The sequence below is a fragment of the Caldimonas brevitalea genome, from assembly GCF_001017435.1.
Classification (GTDB): domain Bacteria; phylum Pseudomonadota; class Gammaproteobacteria; order Burkholderiales; family Burkholderiaceae_C; genus Caldimonas; species Caldimonas brevitalea.
Window position 1 is genome coordinate 4,150,949 of record NZ_CP011371.1, and the last position, 15,398, is coordinate 4,166,346.

General features: G+C 66.8%; 18 protein-coding genes. 8 read left to right on the forward strand and 10 right to left on the reverse strand.

Features of this window, described 5'->3' with window-relative positions; translation table 11 throughout:
- Positions 1-268 precede the first annotated feature (268 nt).
- The 3 genes from AAW51_RS17265 to AAW51_RS17275 all read left to right on the forward strand — a co-directional run bounded on the left by AAW51_RS17265 (position 269) and on the right by AAW51_RS17275 (position 4,046).
- Positions 269-2,167 (forward strand): hypothetical protein, encoded by a 1,899-nt coding sequence (locus AAW51_RS17265; RefSeq protein ID WP_157359942.1) that lies wholly within the window; start codon positions 269-271, stop codon positions 2,165-2,167.
- A 196-nt stretch (positions 2,168-2,363) separates the two neighbouring features.
- Positions 2,364-2,795 carry a DUF2946 family protein gene (locus AAW51_RS30040; RefSeq protein WP_157359943.1) on the forward strand — a complete coding sequence of 144 codons (432 nt, stop codon included), beginning with the start codon at positions 2,364-2,366 and terminating at the stop codon, positions 2,793-2,795.
- Between the two features lie 378 nt (positions 2,796-3,173).
- Positions 3,174-4,046, forward strand: a complete 873-nt coding sequence (locus tag AAW51_RS17275; protein ID WP_083438371.1) for a DJ-1/PfpI family protein — start codon at positions 3,174-3,176, stop codon at positions 4,044-4,046.
- Positions 4,047-4,120: 74 nt separating this feature from the next.
- Here AAW51_RS17275 and AAW51_RS17280 read toward each other — a convergent pair whose 3' ends face one another.
- From AAW51_RS17280 to AAW51_RS17295, 4 genes are all read right to left on the reverse strand, one after another.
- Complete coding sequence (locus AAW51_RS17280; RefSeq protein ID WP_047195593.1) at positions 4,121-4,351, reverse strand: hypothetical protein; 231 nt, start codon at positions 4,349-4,351, stop codon at positions 4,121-4,123.
- Positions 4,352-4,364: 13 nt separating this feature from the next.
- Entirely contained in the window at positions 4,365-4,775 is a 411-nt protein-coding gene (locus tag AAW51_RS17285) for a VOC family protein (RefSeq protein WP_047195594.1), read from the reverse strand.
- Positions 4,776-4,787: 12 nt separating this feature from the next.
- Positions 4,788-5,273 (reverse strand): helix-turn-helix domain-containing protein, encoded by a 486-nt coding sequence (locus AAW51_RS17290; protein WP_047195595.1) that lies wholly within the window; start codon positions 5,271-5,273, stop codon positions 4,788-4,790.
- Positions 5,274-5,409: 136 nt separating this feature from the next.
- Positions 5,410-5,955: a DUF4256 domain-containing protein gene (locus AAW51_RS17295; RefSeq protein WP_047195596.1), complete on the reverse strand. Its 546-nt coding sequence runs from the start codon at positions 5,953-5,955 to the stop codon at positions 5,410-5,412.
- Positions 5,956-6,274: 319 nt separating this feature from the next.
- On the opposite strand from AAW51_RS17295, the gene AAW51_RS28300 reads away from it, so the two are divergent.
- The gene (locus AAW51_RS28300) at positions 6,275-6,796 is read left to right on the forward strand and encodes a hypothetical protein (protein ID WP_053013673.1); all 522 of its coding nucleotides are present in this window, start codon (positions 6,275-6,277) and stop codon (positions 6,794-6,796) included.
- A 69-nt stretch (positions 6,797-6,865) separates the two neighbouring features.
- Here AAW51_RS28300 and AAW51_RS30470 read toward each other — a convergent pair whose 3' ends face one another.
- Together AAW51_RS30470 and AAW51_RS17310 are read right to left on the reverse strand one after the other, a co-directional pair.
- On the reverse strand, positions 6,866-7,681 hold the full coding sequence (locus AAW51_RS30470) for a glycine-rich domain-containing protein (RefSeq protein WP_053013674.1): 816 nt from the start codon (positions 7,679-7,681) through the stop codon (positions 6,866-6,868).
- Between the two features lie 148 nt (positions 7,682-7,829).
- Complete coding sequence (locus tag AAW51_RS17310; protein WP_047195597.1) at positions 7,830-8,129, reverse strand: hypothetical protein; 300 nt, start codon at positions 8,127-8,129, stop codon at positions 7,830-7,832.
- 282 nt (positions 8,130-8,411) lie between these two features.
- Between AAW51_RS17310 and AAW51_RS17315 the strand changes: the two genes are divergently transcribed.
- Genes AAW51_RS17315 through AAW51_RS17325 form a run of 3 tightly spaced genes read left to right on the forward strand, consistent with a single transcriptional unit; the run spans position 8,412 to position 10,556 of the window.
- Positions 8,412-8,885: a hypothetical protein gene (locus AAW51_RS17315; RefSeq protein WP_053013675.1), complete on the forward strand. Its 474-nt coding sequence runs from the start codon at positions 8,412-8,414 to the stop codon at positions 8,883-8,885.
- A 24-nt stretch (positions 8,886-8,909) separates the two neighbouring features.
- The gene (locus AAW51_RS17320) at positions 8,910-9,272 is read left to right on the forward strand and encodes a hypothetical protein (RefSeq protein ID WP_157359945.1); all 363 of its coding nucleotides are present in this window, start codon (positions 8,910-8,912) and stop codon (positions 9,270-9,272) included.
- Positions 9,273-9,290: 18 nt separating this feature from the next.
- Positions 9,291-10,556 carry an acyl-CoA desaturase gene (locus AAW51_RS17325; protein WP_083438372.1) on the forward strand — a complete coding sequence of 422 codons (1,266 nt, stop codon included), beginning with the start codon at positions 9,291-9,293 and terminating at the stop codon, positions 10,554-10,556.
- 70 nt (positions 10,557-10,626) lie between these two features.
- On the opposite strand, the gene AAW51_RS17330 is transcribed toward AAW51_RS17325, so the two are convergent.
- Positions 10,627-11,568: a LysR family transcriptional regulator gene (locus tag AAW51_RS17330; protein WP_047195599.1), complete on the reverse strand. Its 942-nt coding sequence runs from the start codon at positions 11,566-11,568 to the stop codon at positions 10,627-10,629.
- Positions 11,569-11,654: 86 nt separating this feature from the next.
- Here AAW51_RS17330 and AAW51_RS17335 point away from each other — a divergent pair, with 86 nt between their 5' ends.
- Entirely contained in the window at positions 11,655-12,668 is a 1,014-nt protein-coding gene (locus tag AAW51_RS17335) for an MBL fold metallo-hydrolase (RefSeq protein ID WP_083438373.1), read from the forward strand.
- Positions 12,669-12,745: 77 nt separating this feature from the next.
- On the opposite strand, the gene AAW51_RS17340 is transcribed toward AAW51_RS17335, so the two are convergent.
- From AAW51_RS17340 to AAW51_RS17350, 3 genes are all read right to left on the reverse strand, one after another.
- Entirely contained in the window at positions 12,746-13,729 is a 984-nt protein-coding gene (locus AAW51_RS17340) for an MBL fold metallo-hydrolase (RefSeq protein WP_053013676.1), read from the reverse strand.
- Between the two features lie 96 nt (positions 13,730-13,825).
- Positions 13,826-14,305 carry an ester cyclase gene (locus AAW51_RS17345; protein WP_047195601.1) on the reverse strand — a complete coding sequence of 160 codons (480 nt, stop codon included), beginning with the start codon at positions 14,303-14,305 and terminating at the stop codon, positions 13,826-13,828.
- Positions 14,306-14,388: 83 nt separating this feature from the next.
- The gene (locus AAW51_RS17350) at positions 14,389-15,321 is read right to left on the reverse strand and encodes an NADP-dependent oxidoreductase (RefSeq protein WP_047195602.1); all 933 of its coding nucleotides are present in this window, start codon (positions 15,319-15,321) and stop codon (positions 14,389-14,391) included.
- Between the last annotated feature and the right edge of the window lie 77 nt (positions 15,322-15,398).

Genomic DNA, 15,398 nt, shown 5'->3' on the forward strand with positions numbered 1-15,398 from the left:
GGGCAGGGCCATACTCGCTGGCCTTCACCGAGATCCTTTGCCTGTCCGGCCCCCTCTCCACACGGCGGTGCCGACGCCAACTTTGACGCAGCCACGCGTCTCGATGCCGCGTCCTCAAGCCGTACAGGCCGACTTCAAAACCGCCGGCGCTGGGCCTGTCGACGAGATGGCTGCACCTCGGCGAGTGTACGGTCCAGTCACCCCGCCCGCGGGCCCGCTACAACCCCAAACGGTCGTGGTAGACGACGGCCGCTTCTTTCTAGACAGCATGAACGGACACCGTCGGGACAACCGCTGGACGCAAGGGTATCTGCACGCACTTGGCGGACAGCAGAGAGAAGCGGCGTTGCGGCAGTTCCTCGCGCCCGGCGCAGCGCCCCACGGGACGGGTAAGCCCGCGTCACCCGCGGCTTCGCTGCTCAACGTTCGCGGCGGCACGTCTGGCACGCCGGCGGTTTACCAGGAGCCGCGACCGCGGCCGCCACCCGACACCCAGGCTGCCGCCGACCGAGTGCTCGAGGCCGGTCGCCGCAACAACAAGAAGGACGACTACGACAAGCGAATGGAGGTCTTCGCACAAGAGATGGTGGAAGGCGACGATGAATACAAAGCAGAGCTGCTGGACGAGGTTCTGAAGCGCGACAAGAACGCCTTCAACTCCTGGCTGAAGGCCGACCGGTTGCACAACGTCACCGACGAGGGCCGGATCAAACCGACTGAGCGCAATACGGTCTTTCAGGGCATGACGGCCGGCATCGAAGGCGATCACTTCAATGCCGAAGCGATCCCCGTCCAATTCATCCACGATTCCCACGACCCCGCATTGATCGCCAGCTACATCGAGCTGCAAGACACCGGCGAGCGCGACGGCTTCGAGCGTTCGCTGACGGCCTTCGCCGGTGTCTCCGACGGCAGGATGTACGGCTTCGTCACCGACCCAGACAACCAATCGGTGATCCGTGACTTCACGCTTGCGGTCCAGGACCACCAGGACTGGTATGAAAGCCAGACCCTGGACCGCTTCCAGATCACGACGTCCCTCTATGGCGCTTCGGTGCACGAGTTCGAGGCACCCATCACGTTTTCCGAGGGGCAGCTGAGGACCATGCGGATGGGCTTCGAGCACAACAATGGACTCAAGACCGACGGCGAGTTGCTGCTCGCCTACCCGGATCGTCTTGAACGCAACGAGGCGGTGACGCAGCAGTATTCGCAGCTCTCTCAGAACATGGGCCATCTGGTCGGTCCCGACAATGCGAACTGGGCCACCTTTGCGGTGTGGGCGTCTGACGAGATTGGTCGCAACCTGGAAGGTGGCCTTGGCATCGAGCTGGGTGAGCTCGGGGGAGGTGACCCACGTTACTGGCTGAGCGTGGGCAATTCGAAGTTGATCTCGGACATCGGTCCAGCCTTCCAGCACTTCAATGAGGTGTTTGCAGATCCAGCCAATCGCACCATGAGCTTCGACGAGTTCTGGTCCAGCTTTGAATCGGAGTGGGGCGATCGTGGCATCTCTTACCTCGACGGCAAACAAGACCGAGAGCTGGACTTGAGAAATGCTTTCAAGGCTTACCACGAGGCGATGCAGCTGCGCCAGCAGGAGGTCGATCTTGCGAGCAACGGCCCCGGACACGAGCAGGACATCGAGGCGTTGGCGGACCGCCGCAGCGAGCTGATGTTGTATGCCAACACCCTCGTGGGTTTGCAGGAGCAGGAGATCGTGCAGCCGGAGGTCGAAGAAGGCATGCAGACCTTGGCAGACCTTGGGCCGGTCAATCCAAAGGGCGCAGCTGCGCCGTGGGTGGACTTTCATGTGCCGGGCGACAAACCGGGCTCCGAGCGCCGGTTCGACACCGACTCCGACTTCCCGGTCTCCGGTGACCGGGTGAATCTAGACGGGCAGTTCACCACGGTCGGTGGCGAGACCGTCGAACTCGACGAAGTGCTGCACGACCGCCTCGTTTCACTGCGTGGAGACAACAAGGACCCGTCCGATCCGGACAGCGCCGCGACCGACCACTGGGAGCGTTACGGCGATCGCATGACCTACATCTATCACCTGTTCGCCGAGTACCAGCGTGACGACAGCCTCTTCACGTCCCCCCGCGTCGCCTTCGAATCACGCGCGAAGGCGCTCAACAACGACCCGGAACTTCCTCCGGGTTGAACTTGAGCCTTCAACGACGACGTTCAGTAGCTCGGCGACTTCACCGTTGCGACGCGGCAAAGTGCTTGAGTTCTTTGCGACGCGGCAGCCATCGTGCAGCGAAGGGGGGTGCTCCACCTTCCAGGCTGGTGACCGCGACATTCATTGAGAAGACGCTGTTGAAAGCGACCAAGGGCGCTCATTAAAATCGCTGCCCATGGCCTTCTCTGCCCATCCCCTGCAGCACCTGCGCCTGCCTCATGCGCGGCGTCCCGTGCTGCTGTGGGCCCTGGCTCTGCTGGTGCTGCTCAAGGCGTTTGTGCCCTTGTTGGCCGCCGAGGCAGCTCACGCTCGCAATGTTCCGATCGCCGACATCTGCGGGGTGTACGGTGTGGAGGTGTCCCTGCGCACGCCGGCCGGGCCCGACCCTTGGGAGCCTGCTGGCCATCCTTCTCCGGCGGCTCAAGAACATTGCGCTCTCGCGCCGCTGCTTGGCAGCGCAACGGTCGTCCCTGCCGTCGCCGTCGTGGTACCGCTGCCTGTACCGCCTCACTACATGGCGGCACACCTTGTTGCCGCCTTCGCCCCTCCAGACCCTTGGCTGGCTTGGCTGGTCGAGCGTTTGCACGCCCCTCCTTCCCGCGTCTGATCGTTGCCTTCCACCTGCGCGCTCCATGGCTGCGCGATGGGGCTACGCCCTCGCCTGTCGACGGTCGGGCGGCGTTGAAAGCGGCCACGAAACCCGCCTTGCGTCGCACTTGAGCGTCGAGCGGGGCGGTCACTGCTGCGCGCTAGCGACGATCTTTTTTGCCGGGAGAGCGGACGAGGCACCGAGCACCGCTCAACTCCGACCTGCCGTTCGCTGATGGCCTGAGCGTCACGACCAGCGTGGCTGCGTGGGCGGCCCCGGACCTACGCCTCATGGTGGCGGGTCTGGCGCTGCCCAGGCCCGGACGCGTTCCGCACCGAGGCGTTCGACCGCGCTGGCAAGAGCGCGCACCGAGTTTCGATTTCAGAGAAAGACAACATGACGACCCAACATTTCGAGTCAACACCCTCCAACGAGGCCGATGCCAGCAGGCGAGCACTGCTCGGCGTGGCCGGTCTCTGGCTGGGCGCGGTCGGGGCCGGCTTGGCGCTGCCAGTGCAGGCCGACGACAAGGCCACCCCGCCGGCGTACCGACCTGCGACCGGCGATCAACGGTTGCAGGTCGTGATGCTGGCCCATCCCGACATGACTGCGCTCGACCTGGTCGGGCCCCAACTGATTTTCGCGACGATGCCGCCGGTAGACGTTCACGTCGTGTGGAAGGACCAGCAACCGGTGATGACCGACAGCGGCCTCGCCGTGATGCCGACCTCGACCCTCGACCAAGCACCCGCCACGCCGGACGTGCTGTTCGTGCCGGGCGGTCTCAAGGGCACGACCGCCCTGCTGAGCGACCCGCAGGTGCTGTCCTTCCTGAGATCACGCGGCAGCAGCGCCCGCTACATCGCCGGCGTCTGCACCGGCGGCCTGCTGTTGGGTGCGGCCGGGCTGCTGCGCGGCTACCAGGCCACTGCACACTGGTATGTGCGCGACCTGCTGCCCGTCTTCGACGCGATCGCGGTGGATCGCCGCGTGGTGCAAGACCGCAACCGGATCACCGGCGGCGGGGTGACGGCCGGCATCGACCTGGCCTTGACCCTGTCGGCGCTGTTGCGCGGCGACGAGCACGCGAGGACTCAGCAACTGGTCTTCGAATACGCGCCCGAGCCCCCCTTCTCGAGCGGCACCCCTCAAAGCGCCGGGCCGGCCCTGACGGCCAAAGTCCTGCGACGTCGGCACGCGGCGATCGAGCAGACCCGGTTGGCGGTGCACGAAGCGCGGCGATCGTGGGGAGATGAGCGGGTTCGATGACCGCCGTCGAGGGCGCGCGCTGGTGGTGCTCAACAGCGCGGCGGACTGTCATGACACCGGCACGACCGCTGGCGTCAGCGGCATCGTTCTTGTGGCGCTTCCCGGCCGAAGTACGGCCGCGCGAACAGGTACAGGCCGCTGATCATCAGCACGGCGAGCGGCAGCAGCGGTGCATAGGTCACCCAGGGAGGCGGTGTGCCGCGCGTCATGGCGACGAAGTTGGCGATGACGGTGAGCGTGAAGGCCACCGACAGCCAACGGTGCGCCTGCCGGACCCAACGGTTCCAGTTGCTGTTGTGGTGCAAGGCTGCTTCCCCTTCAGTGGCGCCGGGCGCCGATCATCTTCCAGCCATTGCCCGACGGATCGCGGAAGCCCGCGTCCACGCTGCCGAAACGGTCGACGGGCTCCTGCGTGAATTCCACGCCGAGGCCCAGCATCCGCTCGTAGGCCGCGCGGCAGTCGTCCACCGCCAGCACCAGCGGCGGCATGGCGCCCTTTGCCACCAGCGCGCGCAGTGCCTGTGCAGTCGCCTCGTCCTGCAGCGGTGGCCCGGGCGTGAACAGGCCCAGCTGGAACGAGGGCTGCTCGGGGTGCTGCACCGTCAGCCAGCGGAAGTCGCCGTTGCGCACGTCCGTGTGGACGCGGAATCCGAGCTTCTCGACATAAAACGCGAGCGCTTCATCCTGGTCTCGCACATACAAACCGACCACATCGACACCTTGGCTCATCGGACCTCCAGTTCATTTCGAAGGCGCTTTTGTACCGCCCGCCTCGCGGCGCCGCTTCTCCGAAACTGCGGTTTCGAGGCCGGGCCGGTGGGCGGCGCTGACGATACACAGGGGCACGCGGTCGAGCTGATGCGCTTGGGCCCGGCTGCGCTCGCGGTTCACGCTCGGGCTCTCGCCGGTGATGTCGCGGAAGGTGCGCCCGAAGGTGCCCAGGCTCTCCCAGCCTGTCTGGAAGGCGATCTCGGTGATGGGCAGGTCGGTGTCGCGCAGCAGCGCGGTCGCACGCTCGATGCGCCGCGTGAGCAGGTAGCGGTGCGGCGGCACGCCGAAGGCCTGCTTGAACGAACGGGCGAAGTGGGCCTCGGAGACGCCGCTCAGGCTTGCCAGCCGCGAGACGGGCCAGGCCTCGTGCGAAGCGGCGTCCATACGGTCCTTGGCGCGCAGCAGGCGGCGCAGCAGGTCGGGGTCTTGGGTGGGCGGCAGTGCGTCGGAAGGCATGTCGAGGCTCTCGGCCGAAAGCCTAGCAGGCTCCGCATCGGCCCACCAGCGGTCGTGCCCGAAGCAGCAGCTGCCGTTGACGTAACGTATTGCCCGTTCGCACTGCGCGCCCAAACGCGATAGCACCCAAAAAACTTCACACGCGAAGCAAGCCTCGAAAGCCTCTTGCTGCGTAGTACGACTGGGCGCCGTTGTGATACACGAACACCCGCCCATAGCGGCGGTCGCAGAAGAGCGCTCCGCCCAGGGAACGAACGTCTGCCGGTGTGCTGATCCAGCTCGACGTCTTCATGTCGCACTCGACGAGCTTCTGTAGTTCTCGATACTGTTCTTCCGTCAACAGCTCGATGCCCATGGCCGCCGCCATCTCGACGGCACTGCCGTGCGGCTTGTTTTCTTTCCGTGAGTCCAGCGCCTCACGGTCGTAACAGACACTCCTGCGGCCGGTCGGGCTCTCGACCGAGCAATCGCAGAACGTGAAGTGCCCCGCCTCGCCTTTGAGCCCGATCACGTCGGGTTCGCCGCCGGTCTCCTCCATGGCACGCAGCGATTTCAGTGCACTGGGATTGCTTTCGAGCTTGGCCTCGACATCTGCCCATGCCACGCCTTTGTGGCGGTGCATGTTCTTCTCAAAGCGCGCCGCCAATGTTCGAAGCAGCTCGTCTCGTTCTTGCGTCTTCATGTTTTTTTGGAGTGTGTCGACAAAGAGGTGGCGCCGCGGGTGACCATCGATGGCAACGCCTGGAGCGCGTAATGCTACGACACCTGGCAGCCACCAGGCCAGAGCAGACGCGCCCTGAACTGCAGCCGCTGCACCAGGTTCTTCGCGCTACGCTCACGGAGCCCGACCGTGACATCTTGGCTAGACTGACGACCGATCGGCCCGCCAACCGTGCCTTGAAGGACAAGGCGTCGATCAAAGTCCGGCGCTTCCGCGCGCGATTCAGCCGGTTCAGACTGGATCGACGGATGCCAGGCGGTCACCCACCCCGAACTGACCTATGACCCGACACACTTTGATCAAGGCGATGCGCCCATCCCTTGCACGGACGATCGCGACGTTGTTGCTGACCACAGCCTGGACCTCGCCCGCACTTGCCGAAGGCCGCAGCCAGGTCGCCGGCCCGCGCCTGCAGGGCGAGCCGAACTGCCGTTTTGCAGCACCCGAGGGCTGGCGCGACCATGCGGTGCGTTGGGAAGGCGGCTGCGTCAACGGCAAGGCCTCCGGACCCGGTGTGCTGCGCGCCTACGCGAAACACAAGCCGACTGAATTCTTCTATGGCCGGCTGGTTGACGGTACGCCCCGTCTGGGCGTGCTCGAGCAGCCGGACGGTTTCGTGGCAGGTGAGTTCGACCAAGGCGGGGCCGTGCAGAGCGACGACCGCGATGTTGCCGTCCGGGCCTTGCGCGAGGCGGCGCAAGCGGCGAAGCTGGCGTCGGTTCGCTTCAAGGACAAAGGCAACGAGGCCTCGGCCCGCTTTTACCTCGGGAAGGCCGAGCAACTGGACGCCCAGCTCGATTGACGGCGCCAGCGTGCGGGGCGGTCTGCCTCAGGCAGGTCGGCGACGCGGCACAACGGTGTTCGACCCATCTCAGTCCCCACCCCCACCGCCACAGCCGCCCCCACAGCCCCCGCCGCCGCCATCACCACCCCCGCCGCCATCGCCTCCTCCCCCCGCATCGCCTGCGCAGCTGCCGCCGAAGGTGCCGCCACCGCAGGCCGAGCCGCTGAGCGCGGTGGCGCAGTAGCTGGCACGCGGGTCTTCAGGCGCGAACTCGTGGCAGTCCAGGCTGTAGCGGAAGCCGTCGGGGATCGCGAGCTGGGTGTCGAGCGCGAACAGCAGGGGCAACGCCGCCGGCCGGCCTGGGTCGAGACCCTCGGAACGGCAGGCATGCCGCCAGGTGTGGCGCAGCCCGGCCTTGGCGCCGGTGCGGCTCTGGTTCAGCGTCGCCGCCGGCTTGTGGTCGAGGAAGCGGCCGAAGCCGCGGCGGCAGAACTCCCGGTAGGCCGCGGTGTCCAGAATGAACTCGTGCCACATCCGGTCCACCACTTGCGAAGGCATCGCGACAAAGTCGCGGCCGTTCAGCCAGACCACGAAGAACTGCCGCAAGCCCCGCTCGACCAGGGCCAGCTGGTCGGGCTGGAGGTGGGGGTACACCTTGTGAACTGCCTGCCGCAAATGGCGAGGCAGCGGGGCATGGCGCAGGAAGTGGTCGCGGCGCTTGCGGTGCGCTTCACCTGCTGCGACGAGCAATGCGAAGCAGAGCCCGCTGGCCAGCAGCGCCAGCCCAACGGAACCGGGGCCGCTCACCACGGGCCACCAGGCAACAGCGGCCATCACGAGCGCCGCATATTTGGGCAGGCGCCAGAAGGCCGAGCCGGCCGGGAAGAGATAGGACGTCGTCATTCTTGTTCTTCTCCTATTTTGTTGTTGTTGTTCTTGGGGCGCACTATTGCTGCGCAATGTGATGATTGCGTGACAGTCGCCAGCTGCAGTCGAGGCGGCGCAGTTTCGTCCCCACGCCGCGACTCGCCCGGGCGGCGCGTGGGGAGCTTCAGGTCTCCTGGCCCTGCACCGCGAGGCCGCGCTCGTTGTCGGCGGCCATCATCTTTCGCATGCCGAAGACCCCGATCAGGCCGATCGGCACAAACACGATGAAGCCGATGAAGGCCATCACAGCGAACGGCGTTCTGCGGGTGGCCGCGTAACCCAGCGTGCCGATGAGGCTCAAGAACAGGAAGCCGAGCAACACCAGCACGAGGCCCATGCGAAAACTCTCGGAGATGTCGTCCCGCGCCATGAACGACGCTGACACCATGAGGTTGATGAGGATGGAGACGATGCACTGGGCCATGGCGGTCTGCTGAAGCTCACGGTGGAGCAGGTGGGGGTCATCGGGAGCGGCCCGGCATGAGCGGCCCGCGGTACAGCCGCATTTTCTGGGGGGCACGCGCGGTGCGAATACCACCTGTTGGGGGGCTTCCCCCTGTTCTGGGGGGCGTTGACGCATGCATGGCCGCAGTACGCCACTGACATCTGCAGCACCTCGTGTCGTCGAGCCGGCGCGCCGCGTCGGCAATGGAGTGAGTCGGTTGTCCTACACTGCCCCGCGGATCACTACACCACCGACCGCGCCATGGCCGCAGAACCCCAGATCTCCAAACGTCGCTTCGGACGGCGCGACCTGTTCTACGCATGGCTGGTGGCCACGGTCTTCAGTGGTCTCCCCTCCACACTCCACGCGCTGGTGCGCGGGTCTGACCCGCTCGAAGCCACGCGCGCCGCGGGCAAGATGCTGTTGCCCGACGTCGACGATACCTTCACCCTGTTCGCAGCCGCGGCGCTGGTCCATCCCGCCGTGTCGCTGTTCTGGACCGTGGTCTTTGCCGCCCTGCTGCCCCGTCGGCATGTGCTCGTGTGGGCGACCCTCGGTGCCGCGGCCGTCGCGTGGCTCGACCTTCGCATCATCGCGCCGCTGGCGTTCCCCTCCGTGGCCGCGTTGCAGTTCTGGCCTCAAGTCGCCGACCATCTGGCGTGGGGGGCGCTGCTGGGGGGAACGCTGCAGTTTCGGCTTTACCGTGCCCGGATCAGAGCGTCGGAGGATCGCTAGGGGGGCTGTTGCAGAGCGCAGGACATGAGCCTCGGCACGGCGGAACGGTTTGGACATGGGGCGGCAATTCGTCGGAGTGCACAGGAGACGTTCCTCTGCCAACATGTCAAACTGCGGCTTGTGCTCCACGCCGAACCCTACATGTCTTCCGGCACCCGCATTCAGTTCGACCCGAAGCCAGACCCATTGGAGCAGAAGGTTCGCCTCGTCTGCGGCGCACTGCTTGGAGTGCTTGTGGCAGGCGGTATGTTTCTCGAGTTCGGCCCCTTCGACGCGGCCGGTACCGTCGTTCTGGTGCTCGTCTGCATCCTCGGTTGCGCGCTCGGTGCTCTGCAGGGCGGCGATCGCTTCTGGACAGCGTTCTTGCGTCTGCTTGGCAAACTTTGACTGACGAAAGAAGGTCCCATGTCACTCCTCCCCGCCAGCCTGAAGACGCACCGGGTTTCGTCTGCATCCGCGGACGCGGTTGTGCACGGCACGGTGCATTACGCGCCGCTGAAATCGCTTTGGTTGTCGACCATGGCCTGCGCGGCAATGATCGGTGGCGTGGCGACGGCCAGCTGGGTGGCACTCTCGGTCTTTCTGGTCAGCACCGGCATCGTCTTGCTACTAGGCCATTCCCTCGGCAGCCACCGCAAGCTCATTCACAACAGTTTCCAGTGTCCACGCTGGCTCGAATACGCGCTGGTCTATCTAGGCGTGCAGGTCGGTCTCTCCGGGCCGCTGGGCCTGTTGCGTCAGCACGAGCTGAGGGACTATGCGCAACGCCTGCCCGACTGTCATCCCTACCTGAAACACGGCAGTACTTTCTGGCGCGACGCCTGGTGGCAATTGCACTGCGAACTGAGGTTGGACAATCCGCCCGACATCACGCTCGAACCGCACATCGCCGAGGATCGCTTCTACCGCTTCCTCGAGCGCACCTGGATGTGGCAACAGTTGCCACCGGCACTGGTGCTGTACCTGGCGGGCGGCTGGTCCTTCGTGTTCTGGGGCACCTGTGTGCGCGTGACGGCGGGGGTGGTCGGCCACTGGCTGGTCGGCTACTTCGCGCACAACCACGGGCCGATGCACCACGAAGTCGATGCGGCCGCGGTACAGGGCCACAACGTGCCCCTCACCTCTTTGCTGACGATGGGCGAGGGATGGCACAACAACCACCACGCCTTTCCCGGCTCCGCTCGCCTGGGCTTGTATGCCGGCGAATGGGACCCGGGCTGGTGGGCACTGTGCCTGTTGCGCCGGGCAGGCCTGGTGTGGGCGCTGCGTGGACCGGCCGATCTCCCGCACCGTCCCGAGCTTCGCCGCTCGAACCCTGCTGCCCGCTGCCTCGCCGGTCCTCCCTCCAGCGTCTCGATCGGGCGCCTGCGCGACCTCCCTGCATTGCTCGTGGCATGGCACTCGATCCGTCGCCACGCTGGTTGGCTGACCGGCCCGGCCGCCACCTTGCCGGAACCCTTGCTCGCACGCCTCGCCGGCGGGCGCTTTCAGCGCGCGCCCGAGTCTGACCGCCTGTTCTTTTCGACGCCGGACACGACGGTTCGCGGGCTGGCAGCGTTGTGCCTTGCGGTCAGTGCTCGAGGTCGCGTTGCGGGGGCGATCGGCCTGCTTGCCTTGCCGATCGCCGCCGCAGCGGAGTCCGTGCGACACGTTTGCACGGACGCCCGGTAGCGGCACATTGCGGCGACTGCGCGGGCCCAACCCGACGCTGTGGCTGTCGATCCTTCTCACCAACACCACGTCACGCCGAAACTACGCGCCCGCCCTCCCCCGCAATCCCTTCGATCGTCGCGCACAGCCATTGCACCGCATGGTCCCGGTCCCGGGTGGCGTGGTGTGCGATGGACACCGTGAAGCTGGGCAGCTCCAAAGGCGGCCGTTGCGACTGCAACCCGAAGTCCTGTTGCCACAGGGGAGCCACCACCTCGGGCACCGTCGCCAGCGCATCGACCTGCTGCAGCACCCGCGGCAGCGACGCAAAACGCGGGCTGGTGTAGAGCACGCGGCGCTGCAAGTCCAGCTGGGCCAGTTGCTCGTCCACGGCGCCTTGGAAGGCGCCGCGATACGTCACCAGCAGGTGCGGCAGTTCGGTGTAGCGCTTGAGCGTCAGCCGGGCCTTCGCCGCCAACAGGCCTGGGCGGTACACGCAGCGGTAACCCAAGGTGCGCAACTCGCGGCTGCGCTGCCAGCTCGGGCCCGGGTGGAAGGCACCGACCGCCAGGTCCATCTCGTCGCGCGCCAGCATGTCGGAGACACGGAACGGATCCGTCGCGACGACAGCTACGCGCAATCCCGGCGCCTCACGGTGGAGCACGGCCAGCAGCGGCGGCAGCAGCCACAGGTCGACCCAGTCCGGCAACCCCAGCCGAAGGGTGCGGGCCGCACGCGCCGGCTCGAACACCGGAACATCCGACACCACCGCCTGGATCATCTCGAGCGCCGGGATCAGCGCGCTTTGCAGTTCCAGTGCCCGCGGCGTCGGCTGCATCCCGCCCGGGCTGCGCACCAGCAACTCGTCCTTGAACACCTCGCGCAAGCGGGCCAGCGCACCGCTGACAGCGGGCTGCCCCAGGTGCAAGCACACGGCTGCGCGGGAGACGCTCTTCTCGCGCAACAGCACATGCAAGGTGACCAACAGGTTGAGGTCGACCCCCCGAAAATCACGCTCCCTGATACTGTTCATCGAATCAATCGATTTGTGTGATGAAGGGGTGGATTGGATCATTCACCAACCCCATCTTGCAACCCGTGCTTTCAGCCCCCCTCGACATGAACCTCCCGCTTCCTCACGCCATGCACCGCGCCATCCGTCCCGCAGCAATTGCCAGCGCCGCCCTGCTGCTGCTCGCCGCCACCACGCTCAGCGTGCCGGCACCGGCTCATGCCGCAGCCCCTCAAGTGCGCACCCAGGCCCCCGGTTATTACCGGATGATGCTGGGCCAGTTCGAAGTCACCGCGCTCTCCGATGGCACCGCCACGATCCCGCTGGACAAATTGCTCACGCGCACCAGCCCTACGCAGGTCGAGCGCCTGCTCGGCGACGCCTACCTGCAGCCCAAGACCGAGACCTCGGTCAACGCATTTCTGATCAACACCGGCTCCCAACTCTTGCTGGTCGACACCGGCGCCGGCCGGCTCTTCGGCCCCACCGTGGCCGGCCGGCTCGTCAAGAGCCTGCGGGCCGCGGGCTACCAGCCCGAGGACATCGACGTGGTGCTGCTGACCCACATCCATGGCGACCACTCCTGCGGCCTCACGGTGGACGGCCAGGCCGTGTTTCCGAACGCCGTCGTCCGCGTCGACCGGCACGACCATGACTTCTGGCTCAACGAGCAAAACAAAGAGCGCGTCGATGCCAGCCACCACCACGGCTTTGCGGAGGCGGCGGCGGCCTTCGCGCCGTACATCGCAAAGGGGCGGGTGCAGCCCTTCGAGCCGGGGGCCGAGCTGCTGCCCGGCATTCGGGCCCTCGCCACCCACGGCCACACGCCCGGCCATACCTTCTATGAGGTGCAAAGCCAGGGGCAACGGCTGCTGCTGTGGGGTGACCTGATCCATGCCAAGGACGTGCAGTTTCCCCAGCCGGGCGTGACGATCCGCTTCGATGTCGACGATGCCCGCGCCGCGCAACAGCGCCAGCAGGCCCTGCGCACCGCCGCGCGCGAAGGCACGCTCATCGGGGCGGCACACATCAGCTTTCCGGGCCTCGGCCGCGTGCGGCCGGCCGGCAAGGGCTATCTGTGGGTGCCGGTGAACTACTCGCTGGACGGCTTGAAGGAGTGATCCGCTCGCGCTGCGGCGGTTCGCGCCGCAGCGCCGGCAGGCACGACCAGGGTCTCCCCGGCATCCGGACCTGCTCCCTACCGGGTCTGTCCCCCGCACAGACGGGTGTGATAGACCAGGATTTCGTTTGCGATCCAGTCCTGCAGTTCCCAATCGGGATGGCGAGCGCGCAGCAGGGGTGTCATCGCCTGCTGGATGGCGGCCAGGCTCTGTCCGCTGTGGCAGCGCTGCGTCACCTCCTCGCGCACGTCGTCGAGGTGCTGCCTTGCAGCGGCAACGTCCTGCACGGTGCCGACCGGCCCGTGGCCCGGCACCACCACCTGCGGCTTTGTGTCCTCCACGGTCCGCAGGATCTCGCGCCAGTTCAAGGGGTCGACGTCGGTGTCACCGATCTCCGGGAACCAGGGGAAGATCGGGAAGGACCGGGTTTCGAGCAGGTCGCCGAGGATGAACACTCCTTGCGCGGGAACCGAGATCACCTGGTCGCCCAGCGTGTGAGCCGGCGGTGGGGAGTGCAGCTTGACCACCCGCCCGCCCAGGTCGATCTCGGCCTCCCGGTCGTAGACGATGTCGGGCATCACGAACTGCACCTCTTTCATGGCCTGCGCCACCCCGAGTCGCTCGCTAAAGAGCTGCCGGTAGGCCGCGCCCTTCTTCAGCAGTTCGTCGCGCTGCGCCCGGTTGTAGATGATGGTTGCCTTGCCCTTGAACACCTGCGCGCCGAAGCCGTGCTCGGGATGAAAATGCGTGGTGGTCAGGTAGAGGCGTTTGCCCGCCGCCAGGCGCTCGGCAGCTTGCAGCACGCGCGTCGCGCTGTCGACGCCGAGGCCGGTGTCGACGACCAGCACCGCATCGCGGCCGGTGATGATCGTGACGTTGGGCACCAGCACGATGTGATCCTTGTCCTCGATGACATGGACGCCGGGGCTGACCTCGACCATGTTCCGCAGGTCGACCCGTTTCTCTCCGGAGCGATCGTCGCTTGCCGCGCCGGCGAGGCCGACGGCCAGCGTGAGCAGGGAGGCAGCGAGTGGACGAAGCAGTGGTGGGCGCGGGATCATCGTGATCGCTCCTGAATGGTGAATGAGAGGTGAGACACGGCCCGGCCGACATCGCGGCATCGCGCCGCCGTGGGCCGAAGCGACGGAACGATCGGCTCAGACGGCCTGCAACTGCTGCACCGCCCCCTGCCAGTCTTCGACGTGATAACTCCTGACGATGCGGCCGCGCTCGACGGTGTGGATGTCGATCGCCATGATCTCGAAGCTGCGCCCGCTGGGCGCCACCCCGAGGAAGGGGCCGACGGGGGTGGCCCGGGCGCGCCCGCGCACGACCACCCGGTTGTTCAGCTGCAGCATCTCCTCGACCTCCCAGGTCAGGTCCGGGGCCACCCGGCCGATGTCCTCCAGCTGGGCCAGGAACTCGTCCCGTGTCTTCACACGGCCCGAGCCGTCGCCGAAGCTCTGCCAGTCATCCGACAACACTTGCGCCAAGTGGGTGGCCAGGTCACCGCTGGCGGTGCCGCTCAGCACCTGGCTGTAAAGCGCTTCGACCACCCGCAGGTCGTCAGCGTTTGCGGGGAGGGGCTCAGTCGCGGTCAGTGCAGCGGTCCCCGCTGCCGTTGTAATCGTGTTCATGGTGTTCCCTTTGCATGTGAGTGAGTGCCACGCGGCTGGCGTGGCGCCGGAAAGGCGGTGGCATCCGACCACCGCGCCATCGGTCACGCGCCCGTTTCGGTCGGCCGGACGATCACCTTGCCGCGTGCGTGGCGGCCGGCCACACGCTGCAGCGCCGCGCCGGCGCGGTCCAGCGGATGGAGGCTGTCGAGGACCACTTTGAGTTCCCCGGTCTGAACGGCCGCGAGGACCCGATTCAGTACGTCAGGCTCGTGCCGGAAGAACACGAACTGCGCCTGCGAAGATCCGCGCGCCGCGACGTTCGGGTCGACGATGGACAGCAGCGTGCCGCCCGGCCCGAGGACCTGCCAGGACCGCGCCAGCGTGTCGCCGCCGACGGTGTCGAGCACGAGGTCCAGCCCCTGAAGACCTTCCCAGAACGCTGCGTCACGATAGTCGAGCACCTGGTCGGCCCCGAGGTCGCGAACCAGGGCCTGGTTGCGCGCCGAGGCGGTGGCGACCACCTGTGCTCCTGCGCGTTTCGCCAACTGAACGGCGAAGCTGCCCACACCGCCCGCCGCCGCATGGATCAGCACACGTTGACCGGGCATGAGCTGGCCGACCTTGAACAGCGCCTGCCATGCCGTTCCTGCCGCGGTGGGCAAGGCCGCGGCCTGCTCGTGAGGGATCTCGGGAGGCAGGACGCACAAGGCGGTCGCCGGCACCAGCGCATGCTCGGCAAAGGCGCCGCCGGCCGTCGGCTCGAGTCGTCCGACGACACGGTCGCCAGGCCGAACCGAGGTGACACCTGTCCCGACCGACTCGACCACGCCGGACATGTCGGTGCCGAGGGTGTAGGGCAGCTCGACCGGAAAGACCGACTGCATCGCCCCGGTCAGGATCTTGAGGTCCAGAGGGTTCACGCTGGCGGCCTCGATGCGGACGGCCGCTTCGCCAGGCCCGGGGTCGCGCAGGGCCACCGGCTGCAGAACGGCTCGATCCGGGGCGCCGAATTCATGGATGCGCAGTGCTTGCATGAGGTGCTCCAGGGTCAGCGGTGGTGGTCGAAGGTGGCCGGCGGTCGGACCGCGGTGGGATCGGCGGCGTTGGGTAT

Bases quoted from the DNA above. Each gene is read 5' to 3' on its own strand.
- AAW51_RS17345 (WP_047195601.1), bottom strand. From the start codon at position 14,305: ATGAACACGATTACAACGGCAGCGGGGACCGCTGCACTGACCGCGACT.
- AAW51_RS17285 (WP_047195594.1), bottom strand. From the start codon at position 4,775: ATGAGCCAAGGTGTCGATGTGGTCGGTTTGTATGTGCGAGACCAGGAT.
- AAW51_RS17265 (WP_157359942.1), top strand. From the start codon at position 269: ATGAACGGACACCGTCGGGACAACCGCTGGACGCAAGGGTATCTGCAC.
- AAW51_RS17275 (WP_083438371.1), top strand. From the start codon at position 3,174: ATGACGACCCAACATTTCGAGTCAACACCCTCCAACGAGGCCGATGCC.
- AAW51_RS17320 (WP_157359945.1), top strand. From the start codon at position 8,910: ATGAGCCTCGGCACGGCGGAACGGTTTGGACATGGGGCGGCAATTCGT.
- AAW51_RS17350 (WP_047195602.1), bottom strand. From the start codon at position 15,321: ATGCAAGCACTGCGCATCCATGAATTCGGCGCCCCGGATCGAGCCGTT.
- AAW51_RS17340 (WP_053013676.1), bottom strand. From the start codon at position 13,729: ATGATCCCGCGCCCACCACTGCTTCGTCCACTCGCTGCCTCCCTGCTC.
- AAW51_RS17325 (WP_083438372.1), top strand. From the start codon at position 9,291: ATGTCACTCCTCCCCGCCAGCCTGAAGACGCACCGGGTTTCGTCTGCA.
- AAW51_RS17335 (WP_083438373.1), top strand. From the start codon at position 11,655: ATGAACCTCCCGCTTCCTCACGCCATGCACCGCGCCATCCGTCCCGCA.
- AAW51_RS28300 (WP_053013673.1), top strand. From the start codon at position 6,275: ATGACCCGACACACTTTGATCAAGGCGATGCGCCCATCCCTTGCACGG.
- AAW51_RS17295 (WP_047195596.1), bottom strand. From the start codon at position 5,955: ATGAAGACGCAAGAACGAGACGAGCTGCTTCGAACATTGGCGGCGCGC.
- AAW51_RS17310 (WP_047195597.1), bottom strand. From the start codon at position 8,129: ATGGCCCAGTGCATCGTCTCCATCCTCATCAACCTCATGGTGTCAGCG.
- AAW51_RS30040 (WP_157359943.1), top strand. From the start codon at position 2,364: ATGGCCTTCTCTGCCCATCCCCTGCAGCACCTGCGCCTGCCTCATGCG.
- AAW51_RS17290 (WP_047195595.1), bottom strand. From the start codon at position 5,273: ATGCCTTCCGACGCACTGCCGCCCACCCAAGACCCCGACCTGCTGCGC.
- AAW51_RS30470 (WP_053013674.1), bottom strand. From the start codon at position 7,681: ATGACGACGTCCTATCTCTTCCCGGCCGGCTCGGCCTTCTGGCGCCTG.
- AAW51_RS17330 (WP_047195599.1), bottom strand. From the start codon at position 11,568: ATGAACAGTATCAGGGAGCGTGATTTTCGGGGGGTCGACCTCAACCTG.
- AAW51_RS17315 (WP_053013675.1), top strand. From the start codon at position 8,412: ATGGCCGCAGAACCCCAGATCTCCAAACGTCGCTTCGGACGGCGCGAC.